At 66.1% G+C, this 13,839-nt stretch carries 12 protein-coding genes; 2 read left to right on the top strand and 10 right to left on the bottom strand.

The features are described 5' to 3' along the window. Positions 1-30: 30 nt before the first annotated feature. The 9 genes from HLH45_RS05520 to HLH45_RS05480 all read right to left on the bottom strand — a co-directional run bounded on the left by HLH45_RS05520 (position 31) and on the right by HLH45_RS05480 (position 9,790). Positions 31-693, bottom strand: a complete 663-nt coding sequence (locus tag HLH45_RS05520) for an RpiB/LacA/LacB family sugar-phosphate isomerase (protein WP_008575029.1) — start codon at positions 691-693, stop codon at positions 31-33. Positions 694-926: 233 nt separating this feature from the next. Then, positions 927-1,682, bottom strand: coding sequence for a 2-dehydro-3-deoxy-D-gluconate 5-dehydrogenase KduD (gene kduD / locus HLH45_RS05515; protein WP_008575030.1), 756 nt, complete (start codon positions 1,680-1,682; stop codon positions 927-929). Between the two features lie 182 nt (positions 1,683-1,864). Further along, entirely contained in the window at positions 1,865-2,719 is an 855-nt protein-coding gene (gene kduI, locus HLH45_RS05510) for a 5-dehydro-4-deoxy-D-glucuronate isomerase (RefSeq protein WP_008575031.1), read from the bottom strand. Between the two features lie 421 nt (positions 2,720-3,140). Then, positions 3,141-4,199 (bottom strand): LacI family DNA-binding transcriptional regulator, encoded by a 1,059-nt coding sequence (locus HLH45_RS05505; protein ID WP_014088972.1) that lies wholly within the window; start codon positions 4,197-4,199, stop codon positions 3,141-3,143. A 141-nt stretch (positions 4,200-4,340) separates the two neighbouring features. Next, on the bottom strand, positions 4,341-5,924 hold the full coding sequence (locus HLH45_RS05500; RefSeq protein WP_029818203.1) for a family 43 glycosylhydrolase: 1,584 nt from the start codon (positions 5,922-5,924) through the stop codon (positions 4,341-4,343). 193 nt (positions 5,925-6,117) lie between these two features. Then, positions 6,118-7,401, bottom strand: a complete 1,284-nt coding sequence (locus HLH45_RS05495) for a TRAP transporter large permease (protein ID WP_008574485.1) — start codon at positions 7,399-7,401, stop codon at positions 6,118-6,120. Beyond that, a complete protein-coding gene (locus HLH45_RS05490) occupies positions 7,401-7,922 on the bottom strand; it encodes a TRAP transporter small permease (RefSeq protein ID WP_008574483.1) in 522 nt (173 codons plus the stop codon). The genes HLH45_RS05495 and HLH45_RS05490 overlap by 1 nt, the downstream gene beginning before the upstream one ends. 10 nt (positions 7,923-7,932) lie before the next feature. Continuing rightward, positions 7,933-8,931 (bottom strand): TRAP transporter substrate-binding protein, encoded by a 999-nt coding sequence (locus HLH45_RS05485; RefSeq protein WP_008574481.1) that lies wholly within the window; start codon positions 8,929-8,931, stop codon positions 7,933-7,935. 37 nt (positions 8,932-8,968) lie between these two features. After that, positions 8,969-9,790, bottom strand: a complete 822-nt coding sequence (locus tag HLH45_RS05480) for a 2-keto-4-pentenoate hydratase (RefSeq protein ID WP_008574478.1) — start codon at positions 9,788-9,790, stop codon at positions 8,969-8,971. Between the two features lie 138 nt (positions 9,791-9,928). Here HLH45_RS05480 and HLH45_RS05475 point away from each other — a divergent pair, with 138 nt between their 5' ends. Further along, positions 9,929-11,005 carry an alpha/beta hydrolase gene (locus HLH45_RS05475; protein WP_008574477.1) on the top strand — a complete coding sequence of 359 codons (1,077 nt, stop codon included), beginning with the start codon at positions 9,929-9,931 and terminating at the stop codon, positions 11,003-11,005. Further along, positions 11,002-12,624, top strand: coding sequence for a carboxylesterase/lipase family protein (locus HLH45_RS05470; protein WP_008574476.1), 1,623 nt, complete (start codon positions 11,002-11,004; stop codon positions 12,622-12,624). Before HLH45_RS05475 ends, HLH45_RS05470 begins: the two co-directional genes overlap by 4 nt. 45 nt (positions 12,625-12,669) lie before the next feature. On the opposite strand, the gene HLH45_RS05465 is transcribed toward HLH45_RS05470, so the two are convergent. Beyond that, a complete protein-coding gene (locus HLH45_RS05465; RefSeq protein WP_033478855.1) occupies positions 12,670-13,818 on the bottom strand; it encodes an aldo/keto reductase in 1,149 nt (382 codons plus the stop codon). Positions 13,819-13,839: the final 21 nt, after the last annotated feature.

Below are 13,839 nucleotides of genomic sequence, written 5' to 3'. Positions count from 1 at the left end.
GCGGGAGAGGGGCTAAAACGCACCGACTAATTACGCAGCTGCTGCAGCAGCTTCGGTCTTGCCCAGCAGGCCGGCAACGAAGTTGCGGATTTCAGCATCCTGGGCGTTGTCGAAGAAGCACTGCTGGAAGCGCTCGCCGCCGATGGCCTGCTTGATCAGTTCCGGGTCGATGGCGCGCAGGCCGTCCAGGTACGACTTGGCGGTGGCCTGCTTGAGCTGGGTCAGGATGCCGGCGTTGGCCTGCTGCGATTCGCGACGCTCGGCCGGGTAACCCATGCCACGCTCGCCGCTGAAGGCCTTTTCGAAGATGTAGCGCACGTTGATTTCCGCACCCCAGCCGTAGCCCTTGGCAAACGCCAGCGACAGCGCGTTGCCGTTGTTGACCTGGGCAAACAGGTAGGCGTCGGTCGGCTCGATGCAGTAGCCGCAAAACACGCCCGGATGGGCGTTGAGCGACATCATCGCGCCCTGGCCGGTGCCGCAACCGGCAACCACGAAGTCCACCGCCTTGGAGTTCAGCAGCAGGCTGGCGACGATGCCCAGGTGGATGTAGGTCAGGCGGTGGTCGTTGTCGCCGTCCATGCCGACGTTGAACACGCTGTGGCCCTGCTCGCTGGCGACCTCGTTGAGCTGCTGCAGGATCACCGGGTTCTTGGCGGCCTGGCTAAACTCATTCATGAGTGCGATTTTCATGGGGATGCTCCGATTGGTTTGGGGAAGTTGTGTCGACTGTGGAGTCGGTTGGTGTGCGCGCCTGGGTGCGGTCTTGATTCGCTTTTCAGGTGCGTTGTCGGTGAGCGATCAGGTTCTGAAGAACGTGTCGGAGCTGCGGGACGCGTCTGGTCATGTGCATGCACCCCGACCCTCATCCGCCCTTCGGGCACCTTCTCCCAATGGGAGAAGGAGAGCCGTACAGAGGCGAGCGCTTAGCGCGCCAGCCAACCACCGTCGACCGGAATGATGGCGCCGTTGACGTAGTCCGACGCGCTGCTGGCCAGGAACACCGCGGTGCCGCCCAGGTCGGCCGGCACGCCCCAGCGCGCGGCCGGAATGCGGTCCAGGATGGCCTTGTTGCGGTCTTCGTCGGCACGCAGCTGCGCGGTGTTGTCGGTGGCCATATAGCCCGGTGCGATGGCATTGGTGGTCACGCCCTTGCTGGCCCATTCGTTGGCAAGCAGGCGGGTGATGCCGGCGATGCCGGACTTGCTGGCAGTGTAGGACGGCACGCGGATACCGCCCTGGAACGACAGCATCGAGGCGATGTTGATGATCTTGCCGCGGCCCTGCGCGATGAAGTGACGGCCTGCGGCCTGCGCCATGAAGAAGGCCGATTTCAGGTTGACGTTGAGCACGTCGTCCCAGTCCTGCTCGCTGAAATCCACCGCATCGGTGCGACGGATCAGGCCGGCGTTGTTGACCAGGATATCCAGCCCGCCGAGGCCGGCGATGGTCTCCTCGATGATGCGCTGCACCGGCTCGATGCTGATCAGGTTGGCTTCGATGGCGATGAAGCGGCGGCCCAGCGCCTTGACCTTGGCTTCGGTCTCGGTGGGCGCCTGGATGCCGGCGGCAGCGATGTCGGCACCTGCCTCGGCCAAGGCCAATGCGATGCCCTGGCCCAGGCCGGTATTGGCACCGGTGACCAGTGCGACCTTGCCTTCGAGACTGAACGGATTGCTCATTACCTTATCGCTCCTGCTGGATGTGCCGTGGTGTGATGAGTAAGCCGCGCAGCGCGCGGCCGGGTTGTACGAACTGCTGCAACGCCGGCGCCCAACTGGGTCGCGCCAGCGTTGTTGGCGCTCGCCTCGCACAAGGCGGCGTCATGTCTGGCCTGGTGGGTGCCGGCGCGTCGATGCAGGCCTTACTTGAGCTGGCAGATGTCCAGTACGTGCATGTCGGTGTAATCCAGGTTTTCGCCGCCCATTGCCCAGATGAAGGCGTAATTGCTGGTGCCGGCACCCATGTGGATGGACCACGGCGGCGACACCACCGCTTCGTTGTTCTGGATCACGATGTGGCGCTGCGCATCGGGTTCGCCCATGAAGTGGTAGACGCGGTCGTTGGCGCCCAGGTCGAAATAGAAATACACCTCGCTGCGGCGGTCGTGCAGATGCGGCGGCATGGTGTTCCAGACGCTGCCGGGCTTGAGCACGGTCAGGCCGAGCAACAGCTGCGAGGACTGGCAGGTGGCCGGCACGATGTACTGGTAGATGGTGCGCTCGTTGCTGGTTTCCAGCGCACCGCGCTCCAGTGCCACCGCATCCTTGATCGAGAGCTGCTTGGTCTCAAAGCGCGCATGCGCCGGCGTGGAGGCGAGATAGAACCTGGCCGGGTTGGCCGCGTCTGCGGAGGCAAAACTGACATCGGTGCTGCCCATCGCCACGTACAGGCCGTCCTTGGGCCCCAGCGTGTAGGCGGTGCCGTCCACGGTCACCGTGCCGGTGCCTGCGCCGACATTGAGAACGCCCAGCTCGCGACGCTCCAGAAACGGATGCCCCGCGGCCGAGGCGGGCTCGGTCTGCCTGGGCAGTTCCAGCGTCTTGCCCAGCGGCGCGGCGCCACCGAGCACGAAGCGTTCGTAGTGGGTGTACTTGAGCGTCACCGCGTCGTCCACGAACAGCCCATCGAGCAGATACAGCTCGCGCAGCGCGTCGTTGCTGGCGCCCTTGATGGCGTCGGGATGGGTGGCGTAGTGCGTTTTGCAGTACAGGGACATGGCACTTCTCCAAGGCAAGCAAGGGGGAACGTGGGCTTGCACGGGGCTAGTCTACCGACTCTGGTTAACCGGTGTCATTGCGCAGTGCACGAAAGACGGTGTCGGTGGACGCACGGACTACCAACTCCCTTCTCCCATCGTGAGAAGGTGCCCCGCAGGGGCGGATGAGGGTACGAGGCTGCGCGCTGTGTTGAAGAGCACAGCTTGCTTTGTGGGTGGTGGCCTATTGCCTTCCGGCGCAAGCCTGAGCTTTCTAAATTGGCTGCCTGCCGCCTTACCCTCACCCCAACCCCCGCTCCGCGCCCCGGCCCGCGCCAGCGGCGCGGGCGCTCCAAGGCACGCGCGGCGATGCCGCGCAAGCTGTGCCTTCTCGCCCCGGCGGGAGAGGGGCTTTGTTCCTCTTCCGCCAGGACCAAGTAGCTCAATCTTCCGGCGGCTGGCAGGAGTCGCGCACGATCAGGTGCGGCCGCACGCTGGCGGTGGGCAGCTGCGGCGCGTTGTCGGGCTGGATCAGCATCGCCGCGGCGGTGCGGCCGGTGTCGCGGGTGTGGCGGCGCACCGAGGTCAACGGCGGCCACAGCCGCGAGGCCAGCGAGCTGTCGTCGTAGCCGATCACCGAGAGCTGGCGCGGGATACTGATGCCGGCGCGCAGGGCGACCTTGTAGATACCGGCGGCCATTTCGTCGTTACCGGTGAAGATGGCGGTGGGGCGCTTCTTGCCCAGCAGCAGCTTTTCGGCCGCCGCCACGCCCGATTCGAAGGTGTAACCGGCTTCGACGATGCGCTCGGGCGGCAGTTCGATGCCGCGCCGGGTCAGCGCGTCGGCAAAGCCTGCGGTGCGCTCGATCGAGGAGCGGTAGGCGCTGGGGCCGGTGACCAGGGCGATGTCGCGGTGGCCCAGCGAAAGCAGGTAATCGGCCGCCTCGGCGGCGCCGTCGCGGTCGTGGGTGATCACCGTCTGCGAGGTGGTGTCCAGCGCGATCGAGGCGATGCGGGTGTAGCGGCAACCGATCTCGGCCAGCATGTCGGCCAGCGCCTGGTCTTCGGAGGCGCGTGGCACCAGGATCACGCCGTGCAGCTTCTGCGCCTGCGCAAAGCGGCGCACGCCTTCGATATAGCCGGGACTGCGGCTGTCGCAGGGGTGCACCACCAGTTCGAAGCTGGAACCGCGCAGCGCGTCCAGCGCGCCGTACTGCATGTCCACGATGTATTGCGCGGTGGGGTTGTCGTAGACCATGCCGATCAGGAACGAACGGCGGAACGCCAGCCCGCGCGCGAGCGGATCCGGCGCATAGCCGACCTCGCGCATCAGCGCCTCGACCTTCTCGCGCGTGTCCTGCCGCACCAGCGGCGAATTGTTGATGATCCGCGAGACGGTCTTCTTGGACACGCCCGACATCCGCGCGATGTCGTTGATCGTTGCGACCCGACCCTTCGGCAGGCCAGGCATTCCCTCTTCAGGCATCTTGCGGGCGGGCATAGCGGTCAACCAGTAAAGTTGATTGGATTCTACCGGCCCGACGGCCGGCAGACCTGAGCGAAGCCTGCCGCTGCACCGGGTCCGCCGTGACGGGCCCGCCACAGCAGGCAGCGCCACGACATGCCCGCCGATGCAGAACGGTCAGTCCAGGGCGCGGTAGCGGAAATTGCGGAATTCCACCTGGCCGGGGCCTGCGGCATACAGCGCCGGCTTCAGGGCCAGGAACTTGCCGGCCACGTTGTGGTGGTAACCGGACACTTCCATCTGCACCGGGTACTTGGTCCAGGCCTTGCCATCGGTGCTGCTGTGAATGGTGACGATGTGGCGGTTGTTGGTGACGCGCAGCCATAGCGTGCCGCCGTTGGTGCTGGGCGCCAGCGTGGCCGGGCGTTCCTCGCCGTAGCGATGCATGACGAACTGTTGCCCATTGCTGCCGACGCCGGCATAGAGCTTGTCGCTGTAGAACAGCAACGCCCCGCCCTGTCCGCCCGGTGACACGGTCATCTGCACTTCGAACTGGTAGGCCGGGTCGGTGGCGATCACCGTCAGCGGCGAAGCGTCGCGCGGCGCGCTGCCCTTGCCCTGCAGCCGCAACACGCCATTGCCCACCTGCAGGCGCTTGGCCTCGTCGGCGGCCGGATTGAAGAACGCCCACTGCGGGCCGAGCGTGCTGGCGCGGAAATCGTCCGACAACGCCAACCCGTGCGGCAGGGCCTGCCCACTGGGCTTTTTCAGCGGCGTGCCCAGGTCCCCACCCTTGGCGACGAACCAGCCATCGGGCGTCCATTCGATCGGGTCCAGCAGCGCCTGCCGGCCTAGCGTCCAGTAGCCGTTTTCGTAGCCGTGGTAGAGCATCCACCAGCGCTTGTCGGTGCCCTCCACCAGGGTGGCGTGGCCGCGCGACCACCACGGCTCCTGCGCGCTCCTGGTGCGGGTGATCGGGTTGTTGGGCGCGTTCTGCCAGGGGCCGTGGATCGAGCGCGAACGCGCAGTGATCACCATGTGCCCGGTCGGCGGGCCGGCGGTTCCGCCCACGGCGGTGGTCATGTAGTACCAGCCGTTGTGGCGGGTGATCTTGGGGCCTTCCTGGGCGTAGCCTTCCACGTCCCAGCTTTCCGGATATTTCCAGCCGTCGTAGACGTGCTTGGGGGTGCCGACCACCTTCAGGCCGTCATCGGACAGCTGCACGTAATCGCCGCCGCTCAGGAACAGGTAACGCTTGCCGTCCTCGCCCACTGCATGGCCGGGGTCGATGTATTTGCCCAGGCCGATGTCGATCGGCGCGCTCCACGGGCCTTTGATGTCGTCGGCCCAGACCACAAAATTGCTGCGCTCGCCCTGGTCGCCGCGCCGCGCCGGGAAGTAGATGTAGTAGCGCTTGCCGTGCTTGATCAGATCCGGCGCCCAGATCGCGCCCACGTTCTGGGTGATGGCGTGGCCCAGCGGCTGCCAGTTGACCAGATCGCGCGAGTGCCAGATCGGCAGGCCCGGGTAGGCATCGAACGAAGACAGCGTGAGGTAGTAATCATCGCCATCCTTGAGCACCGACGGGTCGGGATGGTCGCCGGCCAGCACCGGATTGAGAAAGCTGCCATCGCCCTGGTCGGCGATGCGCTGGTGCTCGATACCGCGCTTCCAGTCCGCCGCAGTGCTCAGGCCGGCGCACAGCAGCAAGCCGCCGGCCATCAGCCAACGCCATCGGGATGAAATGGGACGCACACGCATGCTCTCTCCTAGTCCCGGATGCCGGGCTTTACCACGATGGCGCGCAATGCCACCGGTTAACCAGATGCGGCACAGCCTCCCGCCGGCAGCGACGCCTGACGCGCCTGCATGTGGATGGCAGGCGCTCGTTACCACGCGAACAAGCCGTACCGACCGCCCGTCTGCCGTTACGCAATCACGCAATCGCCCCGGCTCAGGCGCGCAGGGCGCGCGGCAGCCACAGCGACAACTCAGGGAAAAACGCCACGATCAACAGCACGCACAACGCCGCCAGCCAGAACGGCCAGATGGTGCGCATGCTTTGCGCGATGGTGATCTGCCCGATGGAAGTACCGATGAACAACACCGAGCCGATCGGCGGCGTGATCAGGCCGATACCGCCGGCCAGCACCATCACCAGGCCGAAGTGAATCGGGTCGATGCCGTAGGCCTTCACCACCGGCAGGAAGATCGGCGTGCAGATCAGGATCTTCGGCGCCAAGTCCATGAACATGCCCAGCAACAGCAGCATCACCACGATCATCAACAGCACCATGTTCTTGCTGTCGGCAATGGCCTGCAGGAACTTCACCGCTGCCGCAGGCACCTGCAGATAGGCCAGCAACCAGCCGAACACCGCAGCGGTGGCGATCACGAACAGGATCACGCCGGTGGTGCGCGCCGCATGCGTCACCGCCGCGAAGAACTCGGCCCAACGCAATTGGCGATACAGCAATGCGGTGACGATCAATGCGTACACCACGGCAATGGCGGCGCTTTCCACCGCGGTGAAGATGCCGGCGCGAATCCCGATGAAGATCAATCCGACCAACCCCAGGCCAGGCAGCGCACCGATCAGGCGCAGGGCCACCGCACGCCAACCGGGAAAGGCTTCGGTGCCGTAGCCGCGATGACGCGCCACTGCATAGCCGGTCACCATCATCGCGGCGGTCATCAACAACGCCGGAAAGATGCCGGCCGCGAACAGATCGGCAATCGACAAGCCGCCGCCGGCTGCGGCCGAGAACAGGATCAGGTTGTGCGAAGGCGGCACCAGCAAGGCCACCAGCGCAGCGGTCATGCTCACGTTCACCGCGTAATCGCGGTCGTAACCGCGTTTGATCATCTGCGGAATCATGGTGCCGCCCACCGCCGAGACATCGGCAATCGCCGAGCCGGAGACGCCGCCGAAGAACAGCGACGACAGCACGCTGACCTGGCCCAGACCGCCGCGCACACGCCCGACCAACGACGAGGCCAAGGCGATCAGGCGTTCGGAAATGCCACCGCGCAACATCAACTCGCCGGCGAAGATAAACAGCGGGATCGCAATCAACGACGCCGAGCCGCTACCGGCAGAAATCTGCTGCACCAGCACTACCGTGGGCAGGTCCAGATACAGCAGCGTGGCCAATGCCGCCGCGCCCAGGGCGTAGGCCACCGGCACGCCGATCAACAGCAGCACCACGAAGGTGCCCAACAACATGGCGATGCCCATCAGCGCACTCCTCCAGCATGGACCGGGCGCAGCACACGCCACAACTTGAACACGGCAAACAGCACCATCAGCGCACCGCCGATCGACAGCGGCAGGTAGTTGATGCTCTGCGGCATCTGCGCACCGGCCATCTTGATGTCCAGCCCGTCCAACAGCAGCGCCGCGCTCCACCACGCCAACACCGCGCCAATGGACATGATCATCAGCGGGCGGATCACTTCGAACATCTTGCGCACCAGCGGCGGCACGTGTTCGCCCAGCAGGTAGAAGCCGAAGTGGCGGTTGGTATGCACGCCGGCCGCCGCGCCCAGGCTCAGGGCGGTGCTCAGCAGCAGCAGGGTTACCGGCTCGGTCCAGCTGGGCGAGTCGTTGAGTACGTAGCGGGTGAACACCTGCCAGCCCTGCACGACCACCAGGCCCAGCAGCGCCAAGGAAGCCACGCCCACGGCGATATCGGAAACGCGGTCCAGCGCGCGCTGCAACGGCGCGACCGGGACGGCAACAGTCTCGGGTTCGGTCATCGGGACACCTCTATGCGAAATCGCGGATGCGGCGGTACAGGGCTTCGATCTCCGGCTGCTTGCGGTATTCGGCCAGCAGCGGGGCAGCGGCGGCGCGGAACGCCGGCATGTCGACCTGGTTGAGCTTCACGCCGTAGTCGATCACCTGCTTGCGCGCCACCGTCTCGGAGGCATCCCACAAGTTGCGCATCACCGGCACCGAGGCACGCGCCAGTTCCACCACCAGGCCGCGGTCGGCCGCGCTCAGCGATTGGAAACTCTGGCGCGACATCACCAGGATGTCCGGCGCGTAGGAGTGTTCGCTCTGCGACCAGTAATGCGCGGCTTCGAAATGCCGGCTGGACTGGAAGCTGCGCATGTTGTTTTCCGCACCGTCGATCATGTGCGTTTCCATCGCCGAGAACGTCTCGCCCAGCGACATCGGCGTGGGGTTGGCGCCCAGCATGCGCATCAGCTTGAGAAAGATGTCCGACGAGGCCACCCGCAATTTCAGGCCCTTGAGATCTTCCGGGCGATGCAGCGGATGCTTGGTGTTGTAGAAGCAGCGCGCGCCCGAATCGTAGATGGCAAGACCGACCAGATCGCGCTGCTCGAAGCTGCGCAGCACGCTGTCGCCGACATGCCCGTCGATGGCCCGGCGCAGATGCGGTACCGAATCGAACACATACGGCAGGCACAGCGCCTGCGTGAGCGGGAAGGTGTTGTTCAACGCGCCCGAATACACACGGGTGATGTCGATGGCGCCAAAGCGCGCCATGTCGATCGCCTCCGACTCGCGGCCCAGTTGGCCGGAGTGGTACTGGCGCAGCTTGAGCCGGCCATGGGTGCGTTCTTCCAGCTGCTTGCCGAACCAGCGCACCGCTTCCACGGTGGGGTAATCGCCGACGTGCACATCGGTGGCGGTGAGCAACTGCCCGCCGGGAATCGGCGTGGTGGCGCCGGCACCCAACCAGGGGGCGGCAGCCGCGGCGCCGAGCCCGGCACCAAGAAAATGTCTGCGTGTGATCATTGGCGCCCTCCCAAGCGTCTGGTCACGGGGGCCGCCGTCAACTGGCGGACACAGCCGTACAGGAAATATCGCCGATGCCGGCGAAGCGAATCAGGGCACGCTGCCCCACTTCGATGTCGTGGATACCGGTGGCATTGCCGGTGGCAATCAGATCACCGCGCTTGAGCGGACGCCCGCGCTGTGCCGAACGGCTGAGCGCGAATGCGTAGGCCGCGCGCAGGCCGCCGGGCAAGGTGGTGGCGCCGCCGGTGCCGACCACCTGGTCGTCGATCAGCGTCTGCGCAGTGAGCGCAGCCTCGTCGCGCGCCAGCCAATCGGTCACTTCCGGGCCCAGAATCAGGCCGTTGTTGTTGCCGAAGTCCGAAATCACCACCCGCGGGCCCAACTGGTTGATGGTGGCCAGCGGGCTGCTGGCGATTTCCACCCCGATGAACAAGGTGGCCGGCACCTGCGCGGCCTGCTCCGGGGTGAAGTGGGTCTGCTCGGCCGGGGCATCGGCGCCGAGCACGAGCACATATTCGGCTTCCACCGCGCCGAAGCCGCCGACAAAGATCGGGAACTCGGTTGTTCCACCGGTAGCATTCCAGACCTTCTGCGAGAAGATCGGGCCAAGCAGGCGCTCGTCGCCGGATGCATCGCGGCGCTCGGCGGCGATATACCCCACCTTCCAGCCCACGACATGGTCGTGCCATTGGCTGATGGCGATGTCCTGCACCTGGTAGGCGGTGACCAGATCGTCGGGGATTTGCCCGGGAAAGTCAGGCAGCGATGCCCCTGCACGGCGTGCTTCCACAAAGCGCTGGGCGATGGCGGACAGCGTGGATGTGGACGGTGGCGGAGTGGCGGCGTCGTTGCTCAAGGGTGTCTCCCCGATAGGTGTCTTGTTGCACTGCCAATCGACAGCGGCACGGTGTGCTGTATATGGTAAACCGGTGTCATTGGCAATGTGCACTGCGGCATTGTGGTCGCGGTGACGAAGTGGCCCTGGGAGGGGTGAATGGAACAGACACGCCAAACGCGGGCTTTGACCGCGCTTTCGCGCGCCACGCGGCATGGCCTGGCGCTCGTTGTGCTGGGCGTGCTGCTGGCGCGCCCCGCGCCGGCGGCCGAGCGACCGAGCGCCGACACTGCCGCCGAACAGGCCAGCCGGATCGCGCTGTGGCCAACGCCGCTGGCACCGGGGGATACCGTGCTGCCGCAACCGCAGCGCATCGTCGAGCGCAGCAGCGACCCGGCGCAGCCGGATCGCTACATCCAGCAGGTCAGTACGCCGTACCTGGTGGTCTACCGGCCCAAACAGCCCAATGGCACCGCCCTGCTGGTGACGCCCGGCGGCGGCTATCAACGCATCGTGCTGGACAACGAAGGCAGCGCGCTGGTGCCCGGTTTCGTCGACACCGCCGGCATCACCCTGTTCGTGCTGCGCTACCGGCTGCCGGGCGAAGGCCACCCGAACGGCGCCGACGTGCCGCTGGCCGATGCGCAACGTGCCTTGCGGCTGATCCGCGCCAATGCGGCACGCTATGGCATCGATGCGCAGCGCGTGGGCGTGATGGGCTTTTCGGCCGGCGGCCATGTCGCCGCCAGCCTGGGCACGCGTTACGCCGCGCAGGTGTACCCGCCCATCGACGCGGCCGATGCACTGAGCGCACGACCGGACTTCCAGTTGCTGATCTACCCGGTGATCGACATGGATAGCGCCAACGCGCACAAAGGCTCACGCGAACGCCTGATCGGCAGCGCCCCGAGCCAGGCGCAGGTGCAGGCCTATTCGCCGCAGCTGCACGTGGACGCGCACACGCCACCCACTTTTTTGCTGCATGCGCAGGACGACAGCGTGGTGCCGGTGCGCAACAGCCTGCTGATGCACGCTGCGCTGCTACGCGCCGGGGTGCCCAGCGAGCTGCACGTGTTTCCGCAGGGCGGCCATGGTTTCGGTGCCGCCAGCGGCAGCGGTCTTACCGTGTCCGCATGGCCGCAGCTGGCGCAAGCCTGGATCGCGCATGTCACCAAGCCGCAGCCACCTGTAGCCAAGCCTGCACCACCTTCACCGGCGAAGGAGATGGCGCGATGACAACCCAAGCCACCCCCGACACGCGACGCCGCACGCTGCTGCGTGGTGGCCTGCTCGCGACTGCGGCAGCAACGCTTCCCGGCTTCGCTGCCGCGGCCGTACTTGCGCCGCCACGCGACGATGGCGCGCCGCTGGCACGCGTGCGTGGCGGCGCGCTGCGCGGCTACCGCGACCAGGGCGTCTGCGTGTTCAAGGGCATCCCGTATGGCGGCGACACTGCCCCGCGTCGCTTCCAGGCGCCGTTGCCGGAGACGCCGTGGCACCACGTGCGCGATGCCAGCGGATTCGGTGCAGCGGCGCCGCAGCTCAAGGCCAACGAGCCCACCAGTGAGGACTGCCTGTTCCTCAATGTGTGGACACCTGGCCTGCGCGATGGCGGCAAGCGGCCGGTGTTGTTCTATATCCACGGCGGCGGCTACACCACCGGCTCCGGCAGCGACCCGCTCTACGACGGCGTGCGCCTGTGCAAGCGCGGCGATGTGGTGGTGGTCACCGTCAATCACCGGCTCAATCTGTTTGGCTACCTGTCGCTGGCGCAGCTGGGCGATGCCGGTTTTGCCGACTCCGGCAATGCCGGGCAGCTGGACCTGATCCAGGCCCTGCAATGGGTGCGCCAGCATGCGGCCGAATTCGGCGGCGACGCCAACAATGTCACGGTGTTTGGGCAATCGGGCGGTGGCGCCAAGATCGCCACGCTGATGGCGATGCCGGCCGCGCGCGGGCTCTTTCATCGCGCCTGGACCATGAGCGGGCAACAGGTCACCGTGGCCGGGCCGCGTGCGGCCACCCAGCGCGCGCAACTGTTGCTCGATGCGTTAAAGATTGCGCCAGGCGAGATCGCGCGCATGCGCACGCTACCTGTGGCCCAGCTGCTGGCCGCCGCACGTGTGCGCGACCCTTCGCGGGTGGAAAACACCGCGCTGTATTTCGGCCCGGTGCTGGACGCGCGCAACGTGCCGGTGCATCCGTTCTGGCCAACTGCGCCGGTGCAGTCGGCCCGCATCCCGATGGTGATCGGCAATACGCGCGATGAAACACGCGGCTTTCTCGGTAACGATGCGAAGAATTTCGCGCTGAGCTGGGACGAGCTGCCGGCCAGGCTGGAGGCGCAGCAATACGTGGACCTGTTGCCGCAGGTGGTCATTGCCGAATATCGGCGGCTCTATCCGCAGTACACGCCGTCGCAGGTGTTCTTCGCAGCCACCACCGCCGGCCGCTCGTGGCGCGGCGCTGTCGAAGAAGCCGAGGCGCGTGCCCGTCAGGGCGCGCCCACCTGGGTCTATCAACTGGATTGGGGTTCGCCGCTGGATGGCGGCAAGTTCGGCGCCTTCCATACCCTGGATATTCCGCTGGTGTTCGACAACGTGCGCCAGCCGGGCTCGCGCACCGGCAATGGTGCCGATGCGCAGCGCATGGCCGAGCAAATGAGCGAAGCGCTGATTGCGTTTGCCCGGCATGGCGAACCCAACCGCCGCGGTGCGCCGCACTGGCGGCCCTACTCCTTGAAACGGCGCGAAACGCTGGTGTTCGATACGCCGAGCCGGTTGGAACTGGATCCACGTGGTGGCGAGCGCGTGTTGTATCAACAAGCGCCGTTCATTCAACGCGGGACGTTTTGATTGCCATGCAGCGCAAACACCATGCGCTGCGCGCGGGCCCGGCCCTCAACGCGCCGCGGGCACCGGCGCGTCTGCCTCCATCACGCCTTCGCGCTTGAGCGCTTCCCACAGTGCCGGCGGAATCGCCACCTGCATCGAGGTTGCATTGGCGCGGGCCTGCTCGGCCGTGCGCGCACCGGGAATCACCGCCGACACCACCTGCGGAGCTGCAGCAAATTGCAGCGCAACGGTGCGTAGATCCACGCCATGCCGGTCGCAGATGGCCAGCGCTTTCTGCCGCTTGGCAGGCGCCCATGGCGGAATGGTGCCGTCGTAGAGATACCGCTCGCGCCCGGCCAGATAGCCAGCCAACAATGGCGCACCGACCACCACCGAGGCGCCATGCTTTGCGATCTTCGGGAAGGTGTCATGCAAGGCCTGCGCATGGTCGAGCAGCGAATACTGGCAGGCGAGCAGGAAGATGTCGGGGTCGGCTTCTTTAATTGCGCGCAAGGCCGGCTCAGGACGATTGACGCCAAAGCCCCAGGCCTTGATCAAGCCCTCCTTGCGCATCTTGGTCAGCTCCGGCATCGCGCCCTTCACCGCCTCGGCGAACCGCTGCTCCCATGGCATGCCCAGGTCTTTTTCGTTCTCCGGCGAGAGATCGTGGATATACGCGATGTCGATCTGCGACACTCCCAGACGCTGCAGGCTGTCTTCGATCGAGCGCCGTACACCGGACGCGCTGTAGTCGTAGCGATAGTCGAACGGCGAAGGTTGCTGCCACATCGTCTTGGGCGGCGTGTCGGTCGCGGTGAGCAGGCGGCCGACCTTGGTCGACACCACATAGTCGTCGGCCGGATGGTTGTGCAGATGATGGCCGGTACGTCGCTCCGACAAGCCCAGCCCGTACCAAGGCGAGGTATCGAAATACCGCACGCCCGATTCCCATACCGCTGCCAGCGTTTGCTCGCTCTGTGCGTCGGTGGCAGGCGCAAAGCCATTGCCGATGGCCACGCCACCGAAGCCGAGACGACTGCGAGGCCGGTAGCGTGCGCCCTCGACGCGCGGATTGGTCGGTAACGCGCCCGCATCGGCTTTCCCGCGCGTGGGCATCACGCTGCCGGGCGCCGACGATTGCGCCATCAACGGTGCAGCGGCCAATGCCGCAGTACCGGCCGCGGCAGCAGAAAGGAATTGGCGACGTGTATTCATGGGGAATCTCTTGCAACAACG

Source organism: Xanthomonas euvesicatoria, from assembly GCF_013112235.1.
Taxonomy (GTDB): Bacteria; Pseudomonadota; Gammaproteobacteria; order Xanthomonadales; family Xanthomonadaceae; genus Xanthomonas; species Xanthomonas euvesicatoria.
This window is presented reverse-complemented; position numbering and strand designations above follow the sequence as displayed.

Excerpts from the sequence above, each read along its gene's own strand:
- HLH45_RS05520 (WP_008575029.1), bottom strand. The coding sequence starts at position 693 with ATGAAAATCGCACTCATGAATGAGTTTAGCCAGGCCGCCAAGAACCCG.
- kduD (WP_008575030.1), bottom strand. The coding sequence starts at position 1,682 with ATGAGCAATCCGTTCAGTCTCGAAGGCAAGGTCGCACTGGTCACCGGT.
- kduI (WP_008575031.1), bottom strand. The coding sequence starts at position 2,719 with ATGTCCCTGTACTGCAAAACGCACTACGCCACCCATCCCGACGCCATC.
- HLH45_RS05505 (WP_014088972.1), bottom strand. The coding sequence starts at position 4,199 with ATGCCCGCCCGCAAGATGCCTGAAGAGGGAATGCCTGGCCTGCCGAAG.
- HLH45_RS05500 (WP_029818203.1), bottom strand. The coding sequence starts at position 5,924 with ATGCGTGTGCGTCCCATTTCATCCCGATGGCGTTGGCTGATGGCCGGC.
- HLH45_RS05495 (WP_008574485.1), bottom strand. The coding sequence starts at position 7,401 with ATGGGCATCGCCATGTTGTTGGGCACCTTCGTGGTGCTGCTGTTGATC.
- HLH45_RS05490 (WP_008574483.1), bottom strand. The coding sequence starts at position 7,922 with ATGACCGAACCCGAGACTGTTGCCGTCCCGGTCGCGCCGTTGCAGCGC.
- HLH45_RS05485 (WP_008574481.1), bottom strand. The coding sequence starts at position 8,931 with ATGATCACACGCAGACATTTTCTTGGTGCCGGGCTCGGCGCCGCGGCT.
- HLH45_RS05475 (WP_008574477.1), top strand. The coding sequence starts at position 9,929 with ATGGAACAGACACGCCAAACGCGGGCTTTGACCGCGCTTTCGCGCGCC.
- HLH45_RS05470 (WP_008574476.1), top strand. The coding sequence starts at position 11,002 with ATGACAACCCAAGCCACCCCCGACACGCGACGCCGCACGCTGCTGCGT.
- HLH45_RS05465 (WP_033478855.1), bottom strand. The coding sequence starts at position 13,818 with ATGAATACACGTCGCCAATTCCTTTCTGCTGCCGCGGCCGGTACTGCG.